Origin of the sequence: Actinoplanes sp. NPDC051861 (genome assembly GCF_040681145.1) — a bacterium.
Taxonomy (GTDB): Bacteria; Actinomycetota; Actinomycetes; order Mycobacteriales; family Micromonosporaceae; genus Actinoplanes.
In genome coordinates, this window is the sequence record NZ_JBFAYE010000016.1 from 184,387 (window position 1) to 202,020 (window position 17,634).

Consider the following 17,634-nt stretch of genomic DNA (forward strand, 5'->3'; position numbering starts at 1 on the left):
TCCTTCGTCAGGACTTCGCGGCGATCTCCTTCATCGCCTTCTTCGCGTCGGCGATGACCGTGTCCAGGTCGTCGTCGCTGTAGTAGGCGCGCTGCAGCATCTTCAGCCACGGCCCCTGCGGCGAGTTGATCTGCTCGAAGAACGTCAGCGTGTACGGCGTCCGGCCCACGGTCAGCGCCTTCGCCACGTCCTGGACGAGGGGCTCGGCCTGGAAGTACTTGTTGTCGACCATGTCGCTGCGGGTGGTCAGGTTGAGCGCTTTCGCGTACACCTCGACCTGGACCTCGTCGGAGAGCAGGAACTTCATGAAGTTGACCGCGTCGTTGACCCGCTTGCTGCCCTTCGGCACGACCACGAGGTCACCGCCGATGAACGAGGCGCTGGAGCCGGGCTGGACGCCGGGCAGCAGGGCGATGCCGAAGTCCATCTTGGGGTTCTGCTGGCGGGCGAGGGTGATGTTGAAGTTGCCGGTGCCCATCATCCCGACCTTGCCGGAGCCGAACTGCAGGTGGAACGTCTCGCCGTTCTCCGTCCGGTCGCCCTCGTGGACGTTGCCGGCCTTGACCATGTCCCGCTCGAACTGCAGCACCTGCTTGATCCCGTCGCCGACGAGCGGCTCGTCACCCGGCCCGGCCGCCTCGATCTTGGCGTCCGAGGCCCACATCAGCGGCCCGACCGTGAAGATGTTGCAGCCGGCGCAGTTGCCGGGCAGGTAGTAGCCCTTGACGTCCCCGCCCAGCGCGGTGATCCGGTCCGCGTACGACCGCAGCTCGGCGAGACTGGCCGGTGGTTTGGCCGGGTCGAGGCCGGCCCGCTTGAACAGGTCCTTGTTGTAGAAGAGCGCGGAGACGTCGGCGTACAGCGGGACGCCGTAGAGCTTCTCCTCATAGGTCGCGACGGTCATGTGCCCCTTGCTGGCGTTCACCAGCTCGGGCCAGTCCTTGATGCGGCTCGTGAGGTCGACCAGCTGGCCCGCCTTCTCGAACTGCGGTGCGTAGATCAGGTCCATCCCCATGAGATCGGGGACCTGGCCGGAGGCGATGCCCTGGGCGATCTTCCCGACCATCTCGGTGTGCGGAATGTATGTCAGTGCGACCTTGCAGTCGGGATTCTTCGTGTTCCAGGCCGCGACCAGCATGTCCACCATGTCCTTGTTGCCGCCCGAGCGCTCCCACATGGTGAGCTCGCCCTTGGTGGCGCAACTGGTCGTGGCCGGCACGGCCTGCTCGGCCGCGGACTCCGGTGTTTCGGTCCCCTGGGAACAGCCGGCGACCCCGAGAAGGGCCGCGACCGTCAGGAGGGACAACCGCTGGGTCCTCATCCCACGCGCCTCCTGCCTCAGCCCGGCCCGGTTGCCGGGTAGTCGGGACCGTACTCGCACCGCATACGTTTGCGTACATACGTTTGCTCAGTCTGTCGCGACGTGTGTGACCCGACATAGCCGGGCTATCCACCTGAATTGGGTAGGACATCGACTCTGATCGACTTGTAGGGTGGCGGGGTGAGTCACGGGGTCCTACAAACACGTCTATTTACCGACAACGACGGTCCCGTCACCGCCCGGCCGGGCCTCGCACGCGCGGCCGTGGGGCTGGTGGTCGCGGCGGCGGCGGTGGTCTACGCCTGGGGCATCACCAGCGTCCAGATGCACGTCTACTACGCGCCCGCCGTGCGCAGCATGTCGTCCAGCTGGCGGGCGCTGCTGTTCGGCGGCTTCGACCCGGACGCCTCGATCACCCTCGACAAGCTGCCCGGCGCGTTCCAGGTGCAGGCGCTGTCGGCGCGCGTCTTCGGCTTCCACGTGTGGTCGCTGATGCTGCCGCAGGTCGTCGCCGCGCTGGTCTCGGTCGTGGTGCTCCACCTGGTCGTGCGCCGCTGGCTCGGACCGGTCGCCGGCGTGCTGGCGGCGGTCCTGCTCGCCACGACGCCGGTGCTGGCCGCCCTCGCCCACTCCCAGATCGCCGACGCGCTGCTGGTCATGCTGCTGCTCCTCGCCGCCGACGCCGCGCAGCGTTCGGCGCTCACCGGCCGGCTGTGGTTGCTCCTGCTCGCCGGTGCGTGGCTCGGGCTGGCGTTCCAGGTCAAGATGTTGCAGGCCTGGCTGGTGCTGCCGGCCCTGGTGGTGGGGTACGCCCTCGGGGCGCCCGGTCCGGCCCGTCGCCGCTGGGGCCACCTGGGCCTGGCCGGTCTGGTGATGCTGGCCGTCTCGTCCTGGCAGATCGTGCTGTTCGCGGTGACGGGTTCGCGGCCCTATGTGGACGCCTCCACGGACGACTCGCTGCTGTCGATGATCCTCGGCTACAACCTGTTCGGCCGTTTCGGGGTCTCGGGTGGCGGCACGGTCAGCACCGGCGCCGGCGCGGCCGGGCCGCCGGCCGGGCTGTTGCACACGGTTGTCCATGACGTCGCGCCGCAGGTCACCTGGAGTCTGCCGCTGGCGATCGCGGGCCTGGTCCTGGGAGTCTCGGCCTGGCGGCGCAGCCGCGACGTGGGCTGTCTCGTCTGGGGGCTGTGGCTGGTCGCCCACATGGCCGCGTTCAGCACCGGTCAGGTCTCCCACTCCTATTACGTGGTCGCCGCCGCGCCGGCCCTGGCCGCCCTGGGTGCCGCGGGCATCGTCCGCCTCTGGCGCGGGCGGGCTTCCCGGCCCTGGCTCCTGCCCGCGATCCTCGCCCTGACCGTTGTCTGGGATCTGTACCTCATATACCAGTTTCCCGGCTTTCATCCCTGGCTCGGCCCGGTCGTGGCGATCACCGGGCTGGCGGCGGTGGTGCTCCTGACGGTGCGCGCGGCGACCGCCCGGGCCGGGCTTGCGACCGGGCTGGTCGCCGTGCTGCTCGCGCCGGTGGTCTGGTCGGTGTCGACCGGCGACGCGCGGTTCCGGGGTACGTCGGCGGGCCCGCACGCCGGTCCGCCGGCCGCCTCCACCGAGCCGGTGCCGGACGGTCAGGCGGCGCGGCGGATCGGCGACTGGACGACGGCCGAGACCGATGCGCTGCGCACGTTCCTGCGCGGGCAGCACGCCGGCGAGAAGTATCTGGTCGCCGTCCAGGGCTCGGTCAACGCCGGTCCGCTCGTGCTGGCCGGCGAGTCCGTGCTGCCGATGGGTGGCTTCACCGGCAGCACGCCGTTCCCCGGACAGGCCGGGCTCGCCGAGATGGTCCAGCGGGGCGACGTGCGATATGTGCTGTTCGTTCCGGGCCGGCGCGAGACCACCCTCAACCCGGCGATCAGCACCTGGGTGGCGTCGGCCTGCCACCCGGCCGGTGAACCACAGTGGGGCCTGTCCGACTGCCGGCCGGCGGCGGGAGCCTGATGCGGGTCAGCGCGCTGGTCACCGCGTACTTCCCGGACGAGCGCCTGCATGCGGTGGTGGAGACCGCCGCGGCGTCCTGCACCCAGGTCATCGTCGTGGACAACACTCCGGCGGACGCCTTCTCGGCCAGCGCGCGCCTGGCCGCCCGGCCCGGTGTCGTGGTGCTGCGCCCGGGCGACAACCGCGGTCTGGCAGGTGGCCTGAACACCGCGGCCCGGAGCCTGGACCGGGACGCGGAGGCGGTGCTCCTGCTCGACCAGGACTCGGTACTCGGCCACGACCACGTCGGCGGCCTGGCCCCGCACCTGGCCGACCCGGCGGTAGCCGTCGCCGCACCGGTCCCGGTCGACGCCCGCTCCGGTGAGTCGTTGGAGCCGCCGCGCCGCCGCCGGCCGCCGGCGCCGGCCCTCCACGCGCTCCGGCGGCTCGCCCGCACGGACAGACGGCGACCCGGCGCGCCGGTGCGGGACCGGGACACCGTCATCACGTCGGGCATGCTCGTGCGGCGGAGTGTGTTCGAGCGTTTTCAGCCGTTCCGCGAGGAGTTCTTCGTCGATTTCGTCGATGCTGACTTCTGCCTTCGGGTGCGCCGGGGTGGCCATCGCATCGTCCAGGACACCCGGGTCACGCTGCGGCACAGCCTGGGCGAACGCCGCCGGTACCGCTTCCTCGGCCTCTCCCTCGCCGCCTCCGTGCACCCGGCGTGGCGGCTGTACTGGATCGCCCGCAACGGCACGGTGCTCGTCCGCGAGAACTGGCTGCGCAAACCGTGGTGGTCGGCGCGGACGGCCTCGTTCCTGTACCGCTGGTTCCTGCTGCGGGTCCTGTTCGAGCCGCCCCGCCTGCACCGGCCCGGCTGGATGCTGCGCGGCTTCGCCGACGGCTGGCGAGGCCGCCGCGCGAACTCGGGGCCGTAGGGGGTCAGGTGGGGTCGGTGGTGAAGTCGCGGGTGGTGCGGGTCAGTTCGGTGAAGCCGGTGGCGGTCAGGAAGGCGCGGTAGGGCTCCTCGTCGGCGCCGGCGTAGTCGAGGAGGCGCTCGGTGCCGCCGAGTTCCAGCCAGGTGGCGGCCTGGCCGACGAGCCACGTGCCGATGCCCTGGCGGCGGTGAGCGGGGTCGACCCACAGGTTGCCGATGTCGGCCCATGCGCCCATCCGGGACATGCGCGGGCCCGCGTCGAGGTTCGTGTCGACCTCGATCCAGCCGAGCGCGGCGGTGCCGGAGACGCCGGTGAGCCGGGTGCCGTTGATGCCGGCCGTGCGGCGTGTGGTCAGGCCGGGAACCGGTGCGGGTGGGCGGGGCAGCCGGTCCACCCGGGCGAGCAGGATCACCTCGATCGGGCCGGCGCTGTGGAAGCCGGCCCGCTCGTAGAGCGATCGGATGTGCGGCCACTGCTCGGGTATGCCGTACACGCCGGGGGCGGGCATCGCTCCGTCGGCGTAGCGGCGGGTCACGCCCCACCGCTGGAACTGGGCGTGGCAGGCCAGGGCCAGGGCGTCGCCGGCCTGTGCGGCGTCGGGCCAGTAGGGTGCGTCCGGCCAGCAGGCCAGCCAGCGGATCTCGCCGGCGTTCCGGTAGCGCTCGCCGGTGGCGGCGTCGTCCGCATAGCGCAGGAGATGGGCGGCGGCCACGACGCGTCCACGTTGCTCGGCGACCAGGGTGAGGCGCTCGCGGACCCACCGGTCGACGATGAACTCGCCGGGCTCGCGTTCGAGGTGACTCATCAGGGCCTGTACCGAGACCGACGCGCCGGGCACGACCGCGGCGACGTGGGCGTTGACGAGCGAGGTGACCTGTTCGCGGTCACCGCGGGCGAACTGGCGGATCAACATGGGCGGACCTTCCTCGCGGGGCGCGACACGCGCATTCCACTGGACGACCCGCTACCGAGCGGTACCCGGCCACGATAACAACCGGGGGCGACGAGCCTCTCAGCCCGCCGCCCCCGGTCGTCGATGTGCGGATCGGTCAGATGCGGCCGAAGTCCTGGGTCCAGTACGTGGTGCCGTCCGCCTTGATCACCAGGCCGACGCCCACCGCGATGCTCCTGCAGTTGAGGATGTTGGCGCGGTGGCCGGAGCTGTTCATCCAGCCGGTCACGACGGCCTGCGGGGTGCGGTAACCCTTGGCGATGTTCTCCGCCGACGCTCCGGTGTATCCGGTCCGCTTGATCCGGGTGACGAAGTCGCTGCCGTCGGAGCCGGTGTGGCTGAAGAAGTTCTTCGCCGCCATGTCCGCGCTGTGTGCGCGGGCCGCGGTCGTGAGCCGGTCGTCGGCACGCAGGGCCCCACAGCCGTTGGCGGTCCGCTGCGCGTTGGTCAGCGCGATCACCTCGGCCTCGTAGCTCGCCACGGTGCCGGACGGAGCGCTCGTGGTGGGAGCGACCGTCGGCGCCTTGGTCGGCGCGCTCGTGGTCGGGGCGGTCGTCGGAGCGGTGGTGGGAGCCGTGGTGGGAGCGGTGGTCGGCGCGCTCGTGGTGGGAGCGGTCGTCGGCGCCTTGGTCGGGGCGGTCGTGGGCGCGGTGGTGGGCGCGGTCGTCGAGCCGGGTGCGACCGACGCCAGCGCGGCCACCGGGTCGACGCGGCCGTTGCCGTAGTCGTTGTCGAAGCCCTTGTTGCCCAGGTCGACCGCGGTCTTCTCCATGGCGGCCTCGATCTGGTCCGGCGTCAGCGCCGGGTTCGCCGCCTTCAGCAGCGCGACCACGGCCGCGATGTGCGGCGAGGCCATCGAGGTGCCGCTCATCGTCTTGTACGAGGTGCCGAGGGCCGTCGGGTACGTGCTGAGGATGTTGCTGCCCGGCGCGGCGACGTCGACGTAGCTGCCGGCGCTCGAGTAGCTGCCGTAGCGGTCGTTCGCGTCGGTGGCGGCCACCGCGATGACACCGGCGTCGGCCGCCGGGTACGAGGTCGGGCTGCCCGACGTACGGCTGTTGCCCGCCGCCGCGACGACGGTCACGCCCTTGCCGCGGGCGTAGTTGATCGCGTTGGTGACCGCGGCGACCTTGGACGTCGAGCCCAGCGACATGTTGATGACCTGAGCGCCGTGGTCGGCGGCCCAGATGATGCCCTCGGCGGCGTCGGACATGTTGCCGCTGCCGTTCGAGCCGAGCGCCTTGATCGGCAGGATCTTGGCGTCCGGCGCGACCGCCGAGATGCCGACCTCGTTGCCGGTGAGCGCGGCGATCGTGCCGGCCACGTGCGTGCCGTGCCCGTTCCCGTCGGTCACCACGCCGGCCTTGTTGGTGAGCGCGTCGTAGCCGCTGAGCACCTTGCCGGCCAGGTCCGGGTGCTTCGAGTCGACACCGGTGTCGATCACCGCGACGGTGACGCCCTCACCGGTCGACCTCGTCCAGGCCTCGGCGACCTTCAGCTTCGCGAAGTCCCACTGCTTGCTGCGGCTCGGGTCCGATCCGGACGGTACGCCGAGCGCGTACATCGGCGCGTCGGCCTCAACGCTCACCGCGTCGGTCGTCTTCTGCCCCTGCTTGACCAGCTCGGCCGCGGAGGCCTTGTCGGTGGCCTCCCGCACCGAGATGACCGGCTTGCCGTCCGCGCCGATCGTGGTCGTGACGACCCGGGCGGGCTTCTCGGCGGAGACCGTGGCCGGGAGCAGCTGCTCCGGGCTGGCGGTCAAGCCGTAGGTGACGGGCTCCCAGCCGGCCGAGCCGGTCGGAAGTGCGACGGCGCCGACAGCGGCGAGAGCCCCGGCGGCGAGAGCCCCGGTGGCGACGGCGGTAACGGCATACCTACGGAACTGAACCTTCATGAACAACGTCCCCTCGTGTTGTCTACGCCAATCAGATTCGGAGGCGACGGTTGTCATTCGAGATGTCGGACTGTTGCGCTTCGGGTGTAGGCCCGAGTCCTCCACGGTGGACCGCGCTCTGTGGAAGGGTGGGGGCATGCCTCTTGACGCCTATCCCGTGCGCACCTCGGTCGCGGTGTCCGACATCCAGCGGGCGGTCGCGTTCTACGAGGGGAGACTCGGCCTCACGGCGCTGTGGTCCGGTCCCAGCGCCCGGATCACCGGCGGTGGCCGGGTCTACGGTTCCGGCGGTGGTCCCGCGCTGAACGTCTACCAGTCGGTCACGGCGGGCAAGAGCGAGGCGACGCTGGCGACCTGGTACGTCGCCGACCTCGACCAGCTCGTCGACGAGCTGACGGCGGCCGGTGTCGAGTTCGCCCGCTACGAGGGGCTGGAGCACGACGCCCGTGGCATCACTGAACGGGCCGGCGGCGGGCGGATCGCCTGGTTCCGCGACCCGGACGGCAACACGTTCGCGCTGGAGGCGGACGTCTGATCAGGCCAGCAGTTCCGTCAGCCGGTCCAGTCCGCTTCTGATCAGCCGCCCGTAGTCGTCGTCGCCGAGCGCGCCGATGCCGTCCCGCGCCTGTTCGAGGTGCTCGCGGGCGCGGGGGAGATCACCGAGCTTGCGGTAGCAGTCCGCCATGTTGAGATGCAGGGACGGATAGAGGGCGGCCCTGGTGAGCGGTACCCCGGTTTCGGCCACGCGGTCGTCGGTGAGGAGATCGGCCGCCGCGAGTGCCCGCTGGTCCCAGAGGAGTTCCTTGCGAGCGTCGTCCTGCACGTCGGCCATCGAGTGCGCCAGCACACACACGTGCAGTGGATCGCCCTGGTCTCCGCCGATCTCGTCCCACACGCGCGCGAAGAGCTCCCGGGCGGCGTCGCGCTGTCCCCGGCCGTGGTGCAGCTGAACGCCCTCGGCTATGCGGGCCATCGTCGGATCGGTGGTCACGGGCGTCATTCTGCTCTCACATGACGGCCGGATCTCATAGGCCGGCGCCGGGCGACGGCCTTGGGGATCGCCTCGCCGGCCCGCTCATGTGGCGGCAGGACGCGTAGCGCGTACCCGATGATGGTTTTGAATTTAAGAAGTCCCCCCATATGCCGATAAGGCGCAAGACTTCGGAATCGGGGGAAGATGCTGCTGCTGGGTGGTGCCGTGTGCGCGGCGCTGGCGGTGACCGCGACGCTGGTGCTGCCGGCGGCGATGGCGGATCCGCTGGTCGTGGCCGTGGACCTGACGCTGATCACGGCGCTGGCGCACGTCTTCTTCCGGACCGCGCGGGTGCCCGGACTTGCCCGGCCGACCGCCCGGTTCTGGACGAGCCTGGTGTACGCGCTGCTGGCCTACGCGACCGGCATGGCCGTCGACCTCGGCGCGCTGCTGATCACCGCGGGCACCGGGCGCGACATGCCGATGTACGGTGCCCAGCTGATCTATCCGATGGCCGGCCTGCTCACCCTCGCCGCCGTGTTCCGCTATCCGACGACGGTGCGGCGCGGCGCCGAACGGCTGCAGATGGGGCTCGACGCGGCGATCGTGCTGCTCGGCGCGGCGTCGTTCATCTGGTACTTCACGGTGAGTCACCGATGGACGCCGTCGGACGGCTGGCTGGCGCTGTCCGAGGCGCTGGCGCTGCCGGTGATGGTGCTGGTGGCCGGATTCGGTGTGGTGCGTGTCGCGCTGGCCGGGGCGAAGCTGATCGTCCGGCCGACGCTGATCTGTTTCGCGGTCTGCATCGGGCTGTCCGGGTTCGCCACCACGCTGCCGGACGACGCGGGTCCGGGTGCCGCGGCCCTGCTGCTGCTGGCCCAGCTGTTCTCGCTGGGCGGCGGGCTGGTGCAGTACCGGGCGACGGAGTCCGGGACGGCGGGGGCGGCGGGGGAGCGGCGGCCGTTCAGCGTGCTGCCCTACGGTGCCTCGGCGGCCGCGTTCGGCCTGCTCGTAGTCGTGGTCGGGCCGGGGCTGGACCGGCAGCGCTGGGGTGTCGTGATCGGCGTCGGGATCCTGCTGTGCCTGGTGACGGTCCGTCAGCTGGTGGCGCTGCGGGAGAACGGGCGGCTGCTCGCCGAGAACCGGGTGCTGACCGGGCAGCTGCAGCATCAGGCGTGGCACGACGAGCTGACCGGGCTGGCCAATCGCGCGTACTTCGCGCGGCACCTCGCGGACGCCGTGACCCGGTACGAGAAGACCGGCGCCGACACGGCCGTGATGCTGCTCGACCTGGACGGCTTCAAGGCGGTCAACGACACGCTCGGTCACCAGGCCGGTGATCAGCTGCTGCGCGAGATCGCCGCGCGGCTGACCGGCGTGGCGGGCGGTGACGTGGTCTGCCGGCTCGGCGGTGACGAGTTCGTGGTGCTGACCTCGCGGCCGGCGCAGGAGCTGGCCGAGCGGCTCGTCGCGGCGGTCGCCGAGCCGATGATCATCGGCGGGCGTCCGGCCGGTGTGGGCGCGAGCATCGGTGTCGCCCTCGTCAGCGACGCGCCGGGGGACCCGGCCGAGCTGCTGCGCCGGGCGGACACGGCGATGTACGCGGTCAAGCGTGGGCGCCGGTCCGAGCCGGCGCCCGTCGCTCTCAGCCAGTAGTGCAGGGCAGGCCGTTGAGGGTGAACGCGGCCGGTGCGGGTGCACTCGCGGTCCACGTGCCCTGCAGGCCGACGGTGCGGCTGGCGCCCGGGGCCAGCGAGCCGTTCCAATGCGCGTTGCGCAGAGTGACGGCCGGGCCGTCCTGCGTGTGGACGGCGTTCCAGGCGGAGAGGATCCGCTGGTCACCGCCGTACGTGAAGGCCACGGTCCAGCCGTCCACCGGGACCGTGCCGGTGTTGGTGACGGTCAGCGAGGCCACGAAGCCGCGGTCCCACTGCGCGGTGTTGGTGTAGCTCACCTTGCACGCCGGGGGCGGCGGTGGCGGTGAGCTGGACGGCGGGGGACTGGTCGGCGAGGTCGTCTCGACCGTGACGGTGTTCGAGGCGATCGACACGTTGTTCGCGGCGTCGCGGGCGCGGATGTAGTAGACGTTGCGGGTGGCGTACATCGGGGCGGTGTACGACGTACCGGTGACCGTGGCGACCAGCCGGGACGAGAACCAGCCGTCGAACCAGTACACGTTGTAGCCGGTCACGCCCACGTCGTCGGTGGACGGCGACCAGCTCAGGGTGGGGCCGGCCGGCGTCTGGGCGGTGACGGTGAGCTGGGACGGCGCCTGCGGCGGGACGGTGTCGGTGCCGTTGTCGGAGCGCGGGGTCACGACGGTCACCGGCTCGGAGGCGAGCGAGCTGTGGTTGGCGTCGTCGTACGCGGTGACCCGGAACGTGTACTGCTGCGCGGGGTAGATGCCCGCCGTGATCGTGACGCTGGTGGCGTTACCGGCCTGCGCGAGCCGGTAGACGTCGTCGAAGGCCTGGGCGTACGTGACGTTGTAGCCCGCGACGCCGCAGCAGCCGGGCTTGGAGGCGGTCCAGGACAGGGTCACCGAGGTGGACGTGACCGTGGCCGTGACACCGGTCGGTGCCGCCGGTGGCATCGGCGACTTGGACGGGCTCGGCGGGGTGACACCCGGCGAGGCGGAGGCGGACGACGCCGGGCTGCCCTGCGCGCTGGTGACAGTCACCGCGAGCAGGGCCGCGAGGGTCGCGACGGCGGTGGCGGTGACTGCCGCCAGCGTCCGTCTGGTTGCGGAGCGTGAATTCATGACCCCAGGGTGCATGTGCCATTCACGAGCGTCAATGCACCACGGCTGCTCCCCGCCGACAATCGCCGGGCACCCCGGGGTCGGCACCGTCAGCGGTATGAACAGCAGCTATGTCGTCGCCGGCTTCACGGACGCGTTCGGGATCCACCGTGCCGTCCCCGGCCACACCCGGGACGCCCTCACCGCGCGATTCGACCGGACGGCGGCGCTGAACAGCGACGTCGTCATCGCGACGCCCGGACGATGGCATCCGCTGCTGTTCGGCAAGGTGGAGCTGGAGGACGGCACGGTCGTCCGGGCCGAGGGGACCGTGGATCGCCCCGGATACCACCGGCTCACCACCGACGACGGCTCGACCCACCTGCTGCTGGCCGCTCCCGAGCACCTGCCGCAGCCGCCCCGCACGTCCGGCCTCGCGGTGCAGCTGTACGCGGCCCGCAGCCGCGACTCCTGGGGGATCGGCGACTTCCGTGACCTGGCCCTGATCGCGCGCTCGCTCACCGCCCGCCGCGCCGGTGTGATCATGGTGAGCCCGGTGCACGCCATGGCGCCGGTCGTGCCGGCGATGAACTCGCCGTACAGCCCGGCCAGCCGGATGTGGCTGAACGTCCTGCACATCGCGCCCGGCGACGCCCCCGGCGCGGAGCGGGTGGACCTCTCCGACCTCGCCGAGGCCGGCCGCCGCCTGAACGCCGACCGGCGCATCGACCGGGACGCCGTCGCCCGGCTCAAGTCGGCGGCCCTGGAACGGATCTGGGCCGCGATCCGCCACGACCAGCCGGCCGAGTTCCGGCGGTGGGCCGCTGAGCGCGGTGCCGCCTTGACCACGTTCGCCACCTGGTCCGTGCTCGCCGAGATCCACGGCGCGGACTGGCGGAAGTGGCCTTCGCGGTACGCGCACCCGGCCAACCCGGCCGTCGCGGTGTTCACCGGGGAGCACGCCGACCGGGTCCGCTACCACGAGTGGTGCCAGTGGGTGGCCGACCGTCAGCTGGCCACCGCGTGCCGCAGCGGGGCGACGGTGTGCCTCGACGTGGCCGTGGGATTCGACTTCGCGTCCGCCGACGCGTGGCAGCACCAGGACCTGCTCGCCCTCGACTTCGAGGTGGGCTGCCCCGCCGACCCGTGGAACCGGGAGGGCCAGCGCTGGTCGCTGCCGCCGTTCGACCCGTGTGCCCTGGTGAACGCGGACTTCGCGCCGTTCGTGGCGCTGGTGCGCTCCGGCCTGCGGCACGCCGGAGCGCTGCGCATCGACCACGTCATGCAGCTGTGGCAGCTGTTCTGGGTGCCGGTCGCGGGTTCCGTCGCGGACGGCGCGTATGTGCGCTATCCCGTCGACGAGATGCTGGCGGTGCTGCGGATCGAGGCGGCGCGGGCCGGTGCGTGGATCGTCGGCGAGGACATCGGGACGGTGGCCCCGGAGGTGCGGGAGACGATGGCGTCGATCGGGATGCTCGGCTACCGCACCGAGATGGGCGCGCGCTCCGGTGCGAACCCGGAAGGCTCGATGGGCGCCGCGGGCACGCACGACCAGGCGACGATCGCGGGCATCCTGACCGGATCGGACCGGGCCGCGATGGAGCTGATCGGCAAGGCGTTCGACCCGGAGTTCGTCGAGGACACCCGGCGGGAGTTGTGCGCGCGGGGAGGGATCGACCCGTCGGGGCCGATCAGGACCGATGATGTACGCGCTGCCGTCATAGCCGAGTACCGGGCCCTCGCCGCCTGCCCGTCCAGGGTGGTCGTGGCCACCCTGGACGACGCCGCCGGTGTCGCCGAGCGCCCCAACATGCCCGGCACGATCGACGAGTACCCGAACTGGCGGATCGGCCTGCCGGAACCCGTCGAGGACCTGCTCGCCGCGCCGCTGGCCGGTGACGTGCTGGCGACGCTCGCCGAGGGCCGCACCGTCTGACACCTTCGGAGGCGCCGGCATCGAGCCGGCGCCTCTCGGATTGACAATTGTCAACTTCCCGTTACCGTCGATTGGGAGCGCTCCCACCATCCCCGTTGGGTTCCCGGCCCAAGGAGCTTCCATGAGACGTGCCTTCCGTTCCCTCCTGGCCGTCGCGCTGTTCGGCGCCACGGCCCTGACCGGCTTCGTGCTCGCCCAGCCCGCCCAGGCCGACACGCTGATCTGTGAGCAGTACGGCGCCACCACCATCGGCGGCCGCTACATCGCGATGAACAACCGCTGGGGCGGCAGCAACGAGCAGTGCATCAATGTCACCGACACCGGCTTCCGGATCAACAGCCAGCAGAACGTCGGCAACACGAGCGGCGCCCCCGTTTCCTACCCGGCGGTCTACCTCGGCTGCCACTACACGCGGTGCTCGCCGGGCACGAACCTGCCGATGCGGGTCAGCTCGATCGGCAGTGCCACCAGCAGCATCTCGTACACGTACGTGTCCGGCGCCACCTACAACGCGTCGTTCGACATCTGGCTCGACCCGTCGCCGCGTACCGACGGTGTCAACGCCCAGGAGATCATGATCTGGTTCAACCGGCAGGGCTCGATCCAGCCGATCGGATCGGCTGTCGGCACGGCCAACGTCGGCGGCCGGACCTGGGAGGTCTGGCGCGGCAGCAACGGCTCCAACGCGGTGGTCTCCTATGTGGCGCCGTCGCCGATCAACAGCTGGAGCTTCAGCGTCCTGGACTTCGTCAACGACGTGAAGAACCGCGGGGCGATCACCGACTCGTGGTACCTGACGAGCATCCAGGCCGGCTTCGAGCCGTGGATCGGGGGAGTCGGGCTGGCGGTCAACAGCTTCAGCGCGTCGGTGAACGGCGGTGGCCCGACCAACCCGACGTCGCCGTCACCGTCGCCGTCCAATCCGAACCCCGGGACCGCGTCGTGCCGGGTGACGTACGCGACCAACGTCTGGAACAGCGGGTTCACCGCCAACGTGACGGTCGCCAACACCGGCAGCTCGGCGATCAACGGATGGGCCCTCGGCTTCACCCTGCCCAGCGGGCAGTCGATCACCGGCTCCTGGGGTACCACGCTGAGCGGGACGTCCGGGGCGGTCACGGCGCGTAACGTCAGTTACAACGGCGCGATCGCCGCCGGGGCAAGTGCGAGTTTCGGGTTCCAGGCCACGTACAGCGGCAGTTTCGCGTCGCCGCCGGCCTTCACGCTCAACGGCGCGACCTGCACCAGGGCCTGACAGCCGTTCCGGCCATACTCAACCTATATCGCACGGCGGGGCTTGCCGCAAGACCCGGGTGAGGGCGCACGATAGCCGTCCACCTGCGCAAACCCGGGGGACACATGACTGACGTGATCATCGTTGGCGGCGGGCCGACGGGCATGATGCTCGCCGCGGAACTACGGCTGCACGGCGTCGAGGTGACGGTTCTGGAGAGGGAACCGCACCCGGCGCCGTTCGTCCGCTCGCTCGGCCTGCACGTGCGCAGCATCGAGGTGATGGACCAGCGCGGCCTGCTGGACGTCTTCCTCGCGAACGGGACGAAGCACCCGATGGGCGCCTGGTTCGCGAGCCTGCCCGGTGCGGTGCCGCGGCTGGACACCACGCACGGTTACATCCTCGCCATCCCGCAGACCGTCACGGACCGGCTGTTGGCCGCGCACGCCGTCGCCGCCGGCGCCTCCCTTCGCCGAGGCGTTGCGGTGACCGGCCTGAGCCAGGACGACGACGGGGTCACTGCCGTGCTGGAGGACGGCACGACGGTTCGTGGGCGGTACCTCGTCGGCTGCGACGGCGGCCGCAGCACGGTCCGCAAACTCGCGGGCATCGACTTTCCCGGCGAACCGGCTCAGACGATGACACTGCTCGGCGAGATGGAGGCGACCGAGTCACCCGAGACGATCGCGGCCGTCGTCGCTTCGGTGCGCCGGACCCATCTCCGCTTCGGCGTCGGCCCGGTCGGTGGAGGTGGATACCGGGTCGTCGTCCCGGCGGCCGGGCTGGATCGGACGCCGCCGACCCTCGACGATTTCCGGCAACAGCTCAAGGAGTACGCGGGAACCGACTTCGGCGTCCACTCACCGCGCTGGCTGTCCCGCTTCGGCGACGCGACCCGCCTCGCCACCCGCTACCGCGTGGACCGGGTCCTCCTGGCGGGCGACGCGGCACACATCCACCCGCCGACCGGTGGCCAGGGGCTGAACCTCGGTATCCAGGACGCCTTCAACCTGGGCTGGAAACTGGCGGCCTCGATCAGCGGCTGGGCACCGGACGGCCTGCTCGACTCCTACGAGGCTGAGCGGCGCCCGGTAGCGGCGGACGTGCTGGACAACTCCCGCGCGCAGATGCAGCTGATGTCGGAGTCACCGGTCCGGCGCCTCTTCGCCCAGCTGATGGAGATCGAGGAGGTCAGCCGCTTCCTGACCGAGAAGGTGACGGCGCTCTCGGTCCGTTACGACTTCGGGCCGGGCCATCCGCTGCTGGGCCGCCGGATGCGGGACGTGCGGCTTTCGCGGGGCCGGCTCTACGAGTTGATGCGAGGCGGTCAAGGGCTGCTGCTGGACCGGACGGGGCTGTTGTCGGTCCAGGGATGGGCGGACCGGGTCGATCACGTCGTGGACGCCGAGGCGGAACTCGACGGCGACGTGCCGGCGGTTCTGCTGCGCCCCGACGGGCATGTCGCCTGGGTCGGCGCCGACCAGGAGGACCTGGCGGCACACCTGCCACGCTGGTTCGGTGCTCACCTCCCCCGCCGGCACGGCTGAGCAAGGCCGTGCCGGCGGGTTTCCCTCACGCGGCTGACGTTCGGGCGGCGCGGACGGTCTCCGCCCGTCGTGCGAGGGCACGCACCGCGACCACGATGATGGGGACGAGGGTCAGGTGGCAGAGGGCGAGCGTCACCGTGCTCGTCGTGTCGAAGTCGGCGGGCACGGTCATGCCGAGGATCGTGCCCACCGCCAGTGCCGGACCGGCGATCAGCGCGGCCCGGGTGACCCACGAGGCGAACGGCGCCAGCAACGCCACCACCGTGAGCCCGATCAGCAGCGGCACCGCGCTGAAACCGGTGACCGTGATCGCGTCCACCTCGGCCGGCCCGGTCGCGGCGGTGAACCGGAAGGTGCCGCCGGCTGCCCGGCCGATGCCGTGGACGACGAGGTTGACGACCACCGCTGCAGCGACGGCCGCCGCGACGACGGCGGCGCGGGAGCGGTCAGGCATCGGCGTACCTGACCAGGAACGCCTCGATGCGGGCGAACGCGCCGGCCCACACCTCGCCGACGAAGAAGTCGCGGATCTCCGGCACCGGGAAACCGCTCTGCACGACCGTCATCAGCGTGCCGTCGTCGTTCTTCTCGAACGTGATCTCGATGCGCGTCGTCATCGTCATGCCGTCCGGGCTGGAACCCGTGGACTCGGTGACCAGCCGGTGCGGCCGGTCGATCTCGATGAACGTCTGCGTCTCGCGGAACAGCGTGTCGCGGTTCGGCCCCCACACCGCCGTCTGTGTCCCGCCGACGCGCAGATCGACCTCGATCTCCACGATGCCGGGCTCCTCGTCGAGGATGCTGAACCAGATCTTCTGCTTCTCCGCGTCCGTGTACGCGTCGAAGACCTCCTCCGGTGTGGCCGGCAGCTGCCGCGTCATCCGCATGTCGAGCGTCATCGGGATCCTTTCGGGTCACGGAGCGTGAAGTAGGCGTCCAGGCCGTCCAGCCGTCGGGCCCAGAGGCGCTGGTAGAAGCTGATCCATGCCATCGCCTCGTCGAGGGGCGCGCTGCCGAGGCGGCACTCGCGTGCCCGGCCGACCTTTTCCGTGACGATCAGCCCGGCGTCCTCGAGGATCCGGACGTGCTTCTTCATGCCGGTCAGGGTCATGCCGGTGGGCTCCGCCAGCTCGCCGACGGTGGCCGGGCCCTCCCCGAGCCGGACGAGGATGCCGCGGCGGGTCGGGTCGGCGAGCGACGCGAACACCCGATCCAGAACCTCTTGCTGAACCATGTGGTTCACTTTATTACATTGAACCGATCGGTTCAATGTCGTACGTCAGGCGCGTGCGTGGGTGTGGCAGAAGGCGTCGATCACCCGGCTGAGTTCCGCGGCGTGGGTCAGGGGCATCAGGTGGCCGGCGCCGGCGATCGTCGCGACCGAGGCGCCGGGGATCAGGCCGGCCAGGCGGGCCACCAGGCGGTGCACCGGCGGCGGGCTGTCGGTTCCGAGAACAAGCAGCACGCGTACGCGAACCCGCGCGAGATCCACGTCCCACGCCCCCACGGCCGGCATCTCACCGGTGAAGAAATACGCGGACGGGGAGACGACGTCCACGCCGAGCACCGACTCCATCACACGACGGTGATCCGGCCCGCAGACCGGGGTCATGAACGCCTCGAAGGCCGCGGCCACGTCCCCGCGAGCGACCGCCGCCATGGCCGCACCGATGGCCGGCCCTAGCACGGCGTGGAGCTGAGCGAGGTCCTCCGGAGCGACCAGAGCGTCCAGCAGCGGTGGTTCGCAGAGGCTGAGCGTGCGGACCAGCTCGGGATGGTCGACGGCCAGCTGCAGTGCGACCGCGCTGCCCGACGAGTGCGCGACGACGTGGGCGGGCCCGGTGCCCAGCTGCCGGAGCACCGCCGCCGCGTGGTCGCCGAAGTCCCCGACGGTGAGCCCGCCGGGCACGGGTGCACCGGTGTACCCGGCACGCACCATGCGGATCACGCGGTGCCGTTTCAGCGCCGGCTCGGCCGCCATCGGCGTGAACCAGTCCGCCAGCCCGCCGCCGTGTATCAGCAGCAGGGGATCACCGTCGCCGCCGGAGTCGGTCCAGGCGAGTTCGGTGTCGCCGGACCAGAACCGGGTTTCGATCATGATGGTTCTCCGTTCTCGTAGTGGGAG

General features: G+C 71.2%; 17 protein-coding genes and 1 pseudogene. 8 read left to right on the forward strand and 10 right to left on the reverse strand.

Annotation, left to right across the window (positions count from 1 at the left end):
- Nucleotides 1–7 precede the first annotated feature (7 nt).
- A complete protein-coding gene (locus AB0M02_RS33030) occupies nt 8–1,306 on the reverse strand; it encodes a sugar ABC transporter substrate-binding protein (RefSeq protein WP_364234053.1) in 1,299 nt (432 codons plus the stop codon).
- Between the two features lie 195 nt (nt 1,307–1,501).
- On the opposite strand from AB0M02_RS33030, the gene AB0M02_RS33035 reads away from it, so the two are divergent.
- Nucleotides 1,502–3,316 (forward strand): glycosyltransferase family 39 protein, encoded by a 1,815-nt coding sequence (locus tag AB0M02_RS33035; protein WP_364234055.1) that lies wholly within the window; start codon nt 1,502–1,504, stop codon nt 3,314–3,316.
- Nucleotides 3,316–4,233 carry a glycosyltransferase gene (locus AB0M02_RS33040; protein ID WP_364234057.1) on the forward strand — a complete coding sequence of 306 codons (918 nt, stop codon included), beginning with the start codon at nt 3,316–3,318 and terminating at the stop codon, nt 4,231–4,233. The genes AB0M02_RS33035 and AB0M02_RS33040 overlap by 1 nt, the downstream gene beginning before the upstream one ends.
- 4 nt (nt 4,234–4,237) lie before the next feature.
- Here the strand turns inward: AB0M02_RS33040 and AB0M02_RS33045 are convergent, their stop codons facing one another.
- Together AB0M02_RS33045 and AB0M02_RS33050 are read right to left on the reverse strand one after the other, a co-directional pair.
- Nucleotides 4,238–5,146, reverse strand: a complete 909-nt coding sequence (locus AB0M02_RS33045) for a GNAT family N-acetyltransferase (RefSeq protein WP_364234059.1) — start codon at nt 5,144–5,146, stop codon at nt 4,238–4,240.
- 136 nt (nt 5,147–5,282) lie between these two features.
- The gene (locus AB0M02_RS33050) at nt 5,283–5,666 is read right to left on the reverse strand and encodes a CAP domain-containing protein (RefSeq protein ID WP_364234126.1); all 384 of its coding nucleotides are present in this window, start codon (nt 5,664–5,666) and stop codon (nt 5,283–5,285) included.
- 58 nt (nt 5,667–5,724) lie between these two features.
- Between AB0M02_RS33050 and AB0M02_RS33055 the strand changes: the two genes are divergently transcribed.
- Nucleotides 5,725–5,910, forward strand: coding sequence for a glycine zipper domain-containing protein (locus AB0M02_RS33055; RefSeq protein WP_364234128.1), 186 nt, complete (start codon nt 5,725–5,727; stop codon nt 5,908–5,910).
- Here AB0M02_RS33055 and AB0M02_RS33060 read toward each other — a convergent pair.
- A pseudogene (locus AB0M02_RS33060) lies at nt 5,910–7,217 on the reverse strand (S8 family peptidase); the annotation flags it as partial. The gene AB0M02_RS33055 and the pseudogene AB0M02_RS33060 sit on opposite strands and share 1 nt — an antisense overlap.
- Between AB0M02_RS33060 and AB0M02_RS33065 the strand changes: the two are divergent.
- Nucleotides 7,216–7,614 carry a VOC family protein gene (locus AB0M02_RS33065; protein ID WP_364234062.1) on the forward strand — a complete coding sequence of 133 codons (399 nt, stop codon included), beginning with the start codon at nt 7,216–7,218 and terminating at the stop codon, nt 7,612–7,614. The pseudogene AB0M02_RS33060 and the gene AB0M02_RS33065 overlap by 2 nt on opposite strands.
- On the opposite strand, the gene AB0M02_RS33070 is transcribed toward AB0M02_RS33065, so the two are convergent.
- Nucleotides 7,615–8,079 (reverse strand): hypothetical protein, encoded by a 465-nt coding sequence (locus tag AB0M02_RS33070; protein WP_364234063.1) that lies wholly within the window; start codon nt 8,077–8,079, stop codon nt 7,615–7,617.
- Between the two features lie 177 nt (nt 8,080–8,256).
- On the opposite strand from AB0M02_RS33070, the gene AB0M02_RS33075 reads away from it, so the two are divergent.
- Nucleotides 8,257–9,708 (forward strand): GGDEF domain-containing protein, encoded by a 1,452-nt coding sequence (locus tag AB0M02_RS33075; protein ID WP_364234065.1) that lies wholly within the window; start codon nt 8,257–8,259, stop codon nt 9,706–9,708.
- Here the strand turns inward: AB0M02_RS33075 and AB0M02_RS33080 are convergent.
- Complete coding sequence (locus AB0M02_RS33080; RefSeq protein WP_364234067.1) at nt 9,698–10,813, reverse strand: cellulose binding domain-containing protein; 1,116 nt, start codon at nt 10,811–10,813, stop codon at nt 9,698–9,700. The two genes, AB0M02_RS33075 and AB0M02_RS33080, sit on opposite strands and share 11 nt — an antisense overlap.
- Before the next feature lie 97 nt (nt 10,814–10,910).
- Between AB0M02_RS33080 and malQ the strand changes: the two genes are divergently transcribed.
- The 3 genes from malQ to rox all read left to right on the forward strand — a co-directional run bounded on the left by malQ (nt 10,911) and on the right by rox (nt 15,509).
- Complete coding sequence (gene malQ, locus AB0M02_RS33085; RefSeq protein WP_364234069.1) at nt 10,911–12,728, forward strand: 4-alpha-glucanotransferase; 1,818 nt, start codon at nt 10,911–10,913, stop codon at nt 12,726–12,728.
- Nucleotides 12,729–12,849: 121 nt separating this feature from the next.
- Nucleotides 12,850–13,983 (forward strand): cellulose binding domain-containing protein, encoded by a 1,134-nt coding sequence (locus AB0M02_RS33090; protein WP_364234072.1) that lies wholly within the window; start codon nt 12,850–12,852, stop codon nt 13,981–13,983.
- A gap of 104 nt (nt 13,984–14,087) precedes the next feature.
- The gene (gene rox / locus AB0M02_RS33095; RefSeq protein WP_364234075.1) at nt 14,088–15,509 is read left to right on the forward strand and encodes a rifampin monooxygenase; all 1,422 of its coding nucleotides are present in this window, start codon (nt 14,088–14,090) and stop codon (nt 15,507–15,509) included.
- Nucleotides 15,510–15,534: 25 nt separating this feature from the next.
- Here rox and AB0M02_RS33100 read toward each other — a convergent pair whose 3' ends face one another.
- From AB0M02_RS33100 to AB0M02_RS33115, 4 genes are read right to left on the reverse strand one after another with little or no spacing between them, the layout of a single operon-like run.
- Nucleotides 15,535–15,963, reverse strand: a complete 429-nt coding sequence (locus tag AB0M02_RS33100) for a DUF6069 family protein (protein WP_364234077.1) — start codon at nt 15,961–15,963, stop codon at nt 15,535–15,537.
- On the reverse strand, nt 15,956–16,408 hold the full coding sequence (locus tag AB0M02_RS33105) for an SRPBCC domain-containing protein (protein WP_364234080.1): 453 nt from the start codon (nt 16,406–16,408) through the stop codon (nt 15,956–15,958). The genes AB0M02_RS33100 and AB0M02_RS33105 overlap by 8 nt, the downstream gene beginning before the upstream one ends.
- On the reverse strand, nt 16,405–16,743 hold the full coding sequence (locus AB0M02_RS33110) for a metalloregulator ArsR/SmtB family transcription factor (RefSeq protein ID WP_364234082.1): 339 nt from the start codon (nt 16,741–16,743) through the stop codon (nt 16,405–16,407). The genes AB0M02_RS33105 and AB0M02_RS33110 overlap by 4 nt, the downstream gene beginning before the upstream one ends.
- A gap of 45 nt (nt 16,744–16,788) precedes the next feature.
- Entirely contained in the window at nt 16,789–17,607 is an 819-nt protein-coding gene (locus tag AB0M02_RS33115) for an alpha/beta hydrolase (protein ID WP_364234084.1), read from the reverse strand.
- Nucleotides 17,608–17,634 lie beyond the last annotated feature (27 nt).

Coding starts and splice junctions, on each gene's coding strand:
- AB0M02_RS33040 (WP_364234057.1), top strand. CDS start 3,316: ATGCGGGTCAGCGCGCTGGTCACCGCGTACTTCCCGGACGAGCGCCTG.
- AB0M02_RS33045 (WP_364234059.1), bottom strand. CDS start 5,146: ATGTTGATCCGCCAGTTCGCCCGCGGTGACCGCGAACAGGTCACCTCG.
- AB0M02_RS33065 (WP_364234062.1), top strand. CDS start 7,216: ATGCCTCTTGACGCCTATCCCGTGCGCACCTCGGTCGCGGTGTCCGAC.
- AB0M02_RS33070 (WP_364234063.1), bottom strand. CDS start 8,079: ATGACGCCCGTGACCACCGATCCGACGATGGCCCGCATAGCCGAGGGC.
- AB0M02_RS33075 (WP_364234065.1), top strand. CDS start 8,257: ATGCTGCTGCTGGGTGGTGCCGTGTGCGCGGCGCTGGCGGTGACCGCG.
- AB0M02_RS33080 (WP_364234067.1), bottom strand. CDS start 10,813: ATGAATTCACGCTCCGCAACCAGACGGACGCTGGCGGCAGTCACCGCC.
- malQ (WP_364234069.1), top strand. CDS start 10,911: ATGAACAGCAGCTATGTCGTCGCCGGCTTCACGGACGCGTTCGGGATC.
- AB0M02_RS33090 (WP_364234072.1), top strand. CDS start 12,850: ATGAGACGTGCCTTCCGTTCCCTCCTGGCCGTCGCGCTGTTCGGCGCC.
- rox (WP_364234075.1), top strand. CDS start 14,088: ATGACTGACGTGATCATCGTTGGCGGCGGGCCGACGGGCATGATGCTC.
- AB0M02_RS33100 (WP_364234077.1), bottom strand. CDS start 15,963: ATGCCTGACCGCTCCCGCGCCGCCGTCGTCGCGGCGGCCGTCGCTGCA.
- AB0M02_RS33105 (WP_364234080.1), bottom strand. CDS start 16,408: ATGACGCTCGACATGCGGATGACGCGGCAGCTGCCGGCCACACCGGAG.
- AB0M02_RS33110 (WP_364234082.1), bottom strand. CDS start 16,743: ATGGTTCAGCAAGAGGTTCTGGATCGGGTGTTCGCGTCGCTCGCCGAC.
- AB0M02_RS33115 (WP_364234084.1), bottom strand. CDS start 17,607: ATGATCGAAACCCGGTTCTGGTCCGGCGACACCGAACTCGCCTGGACC.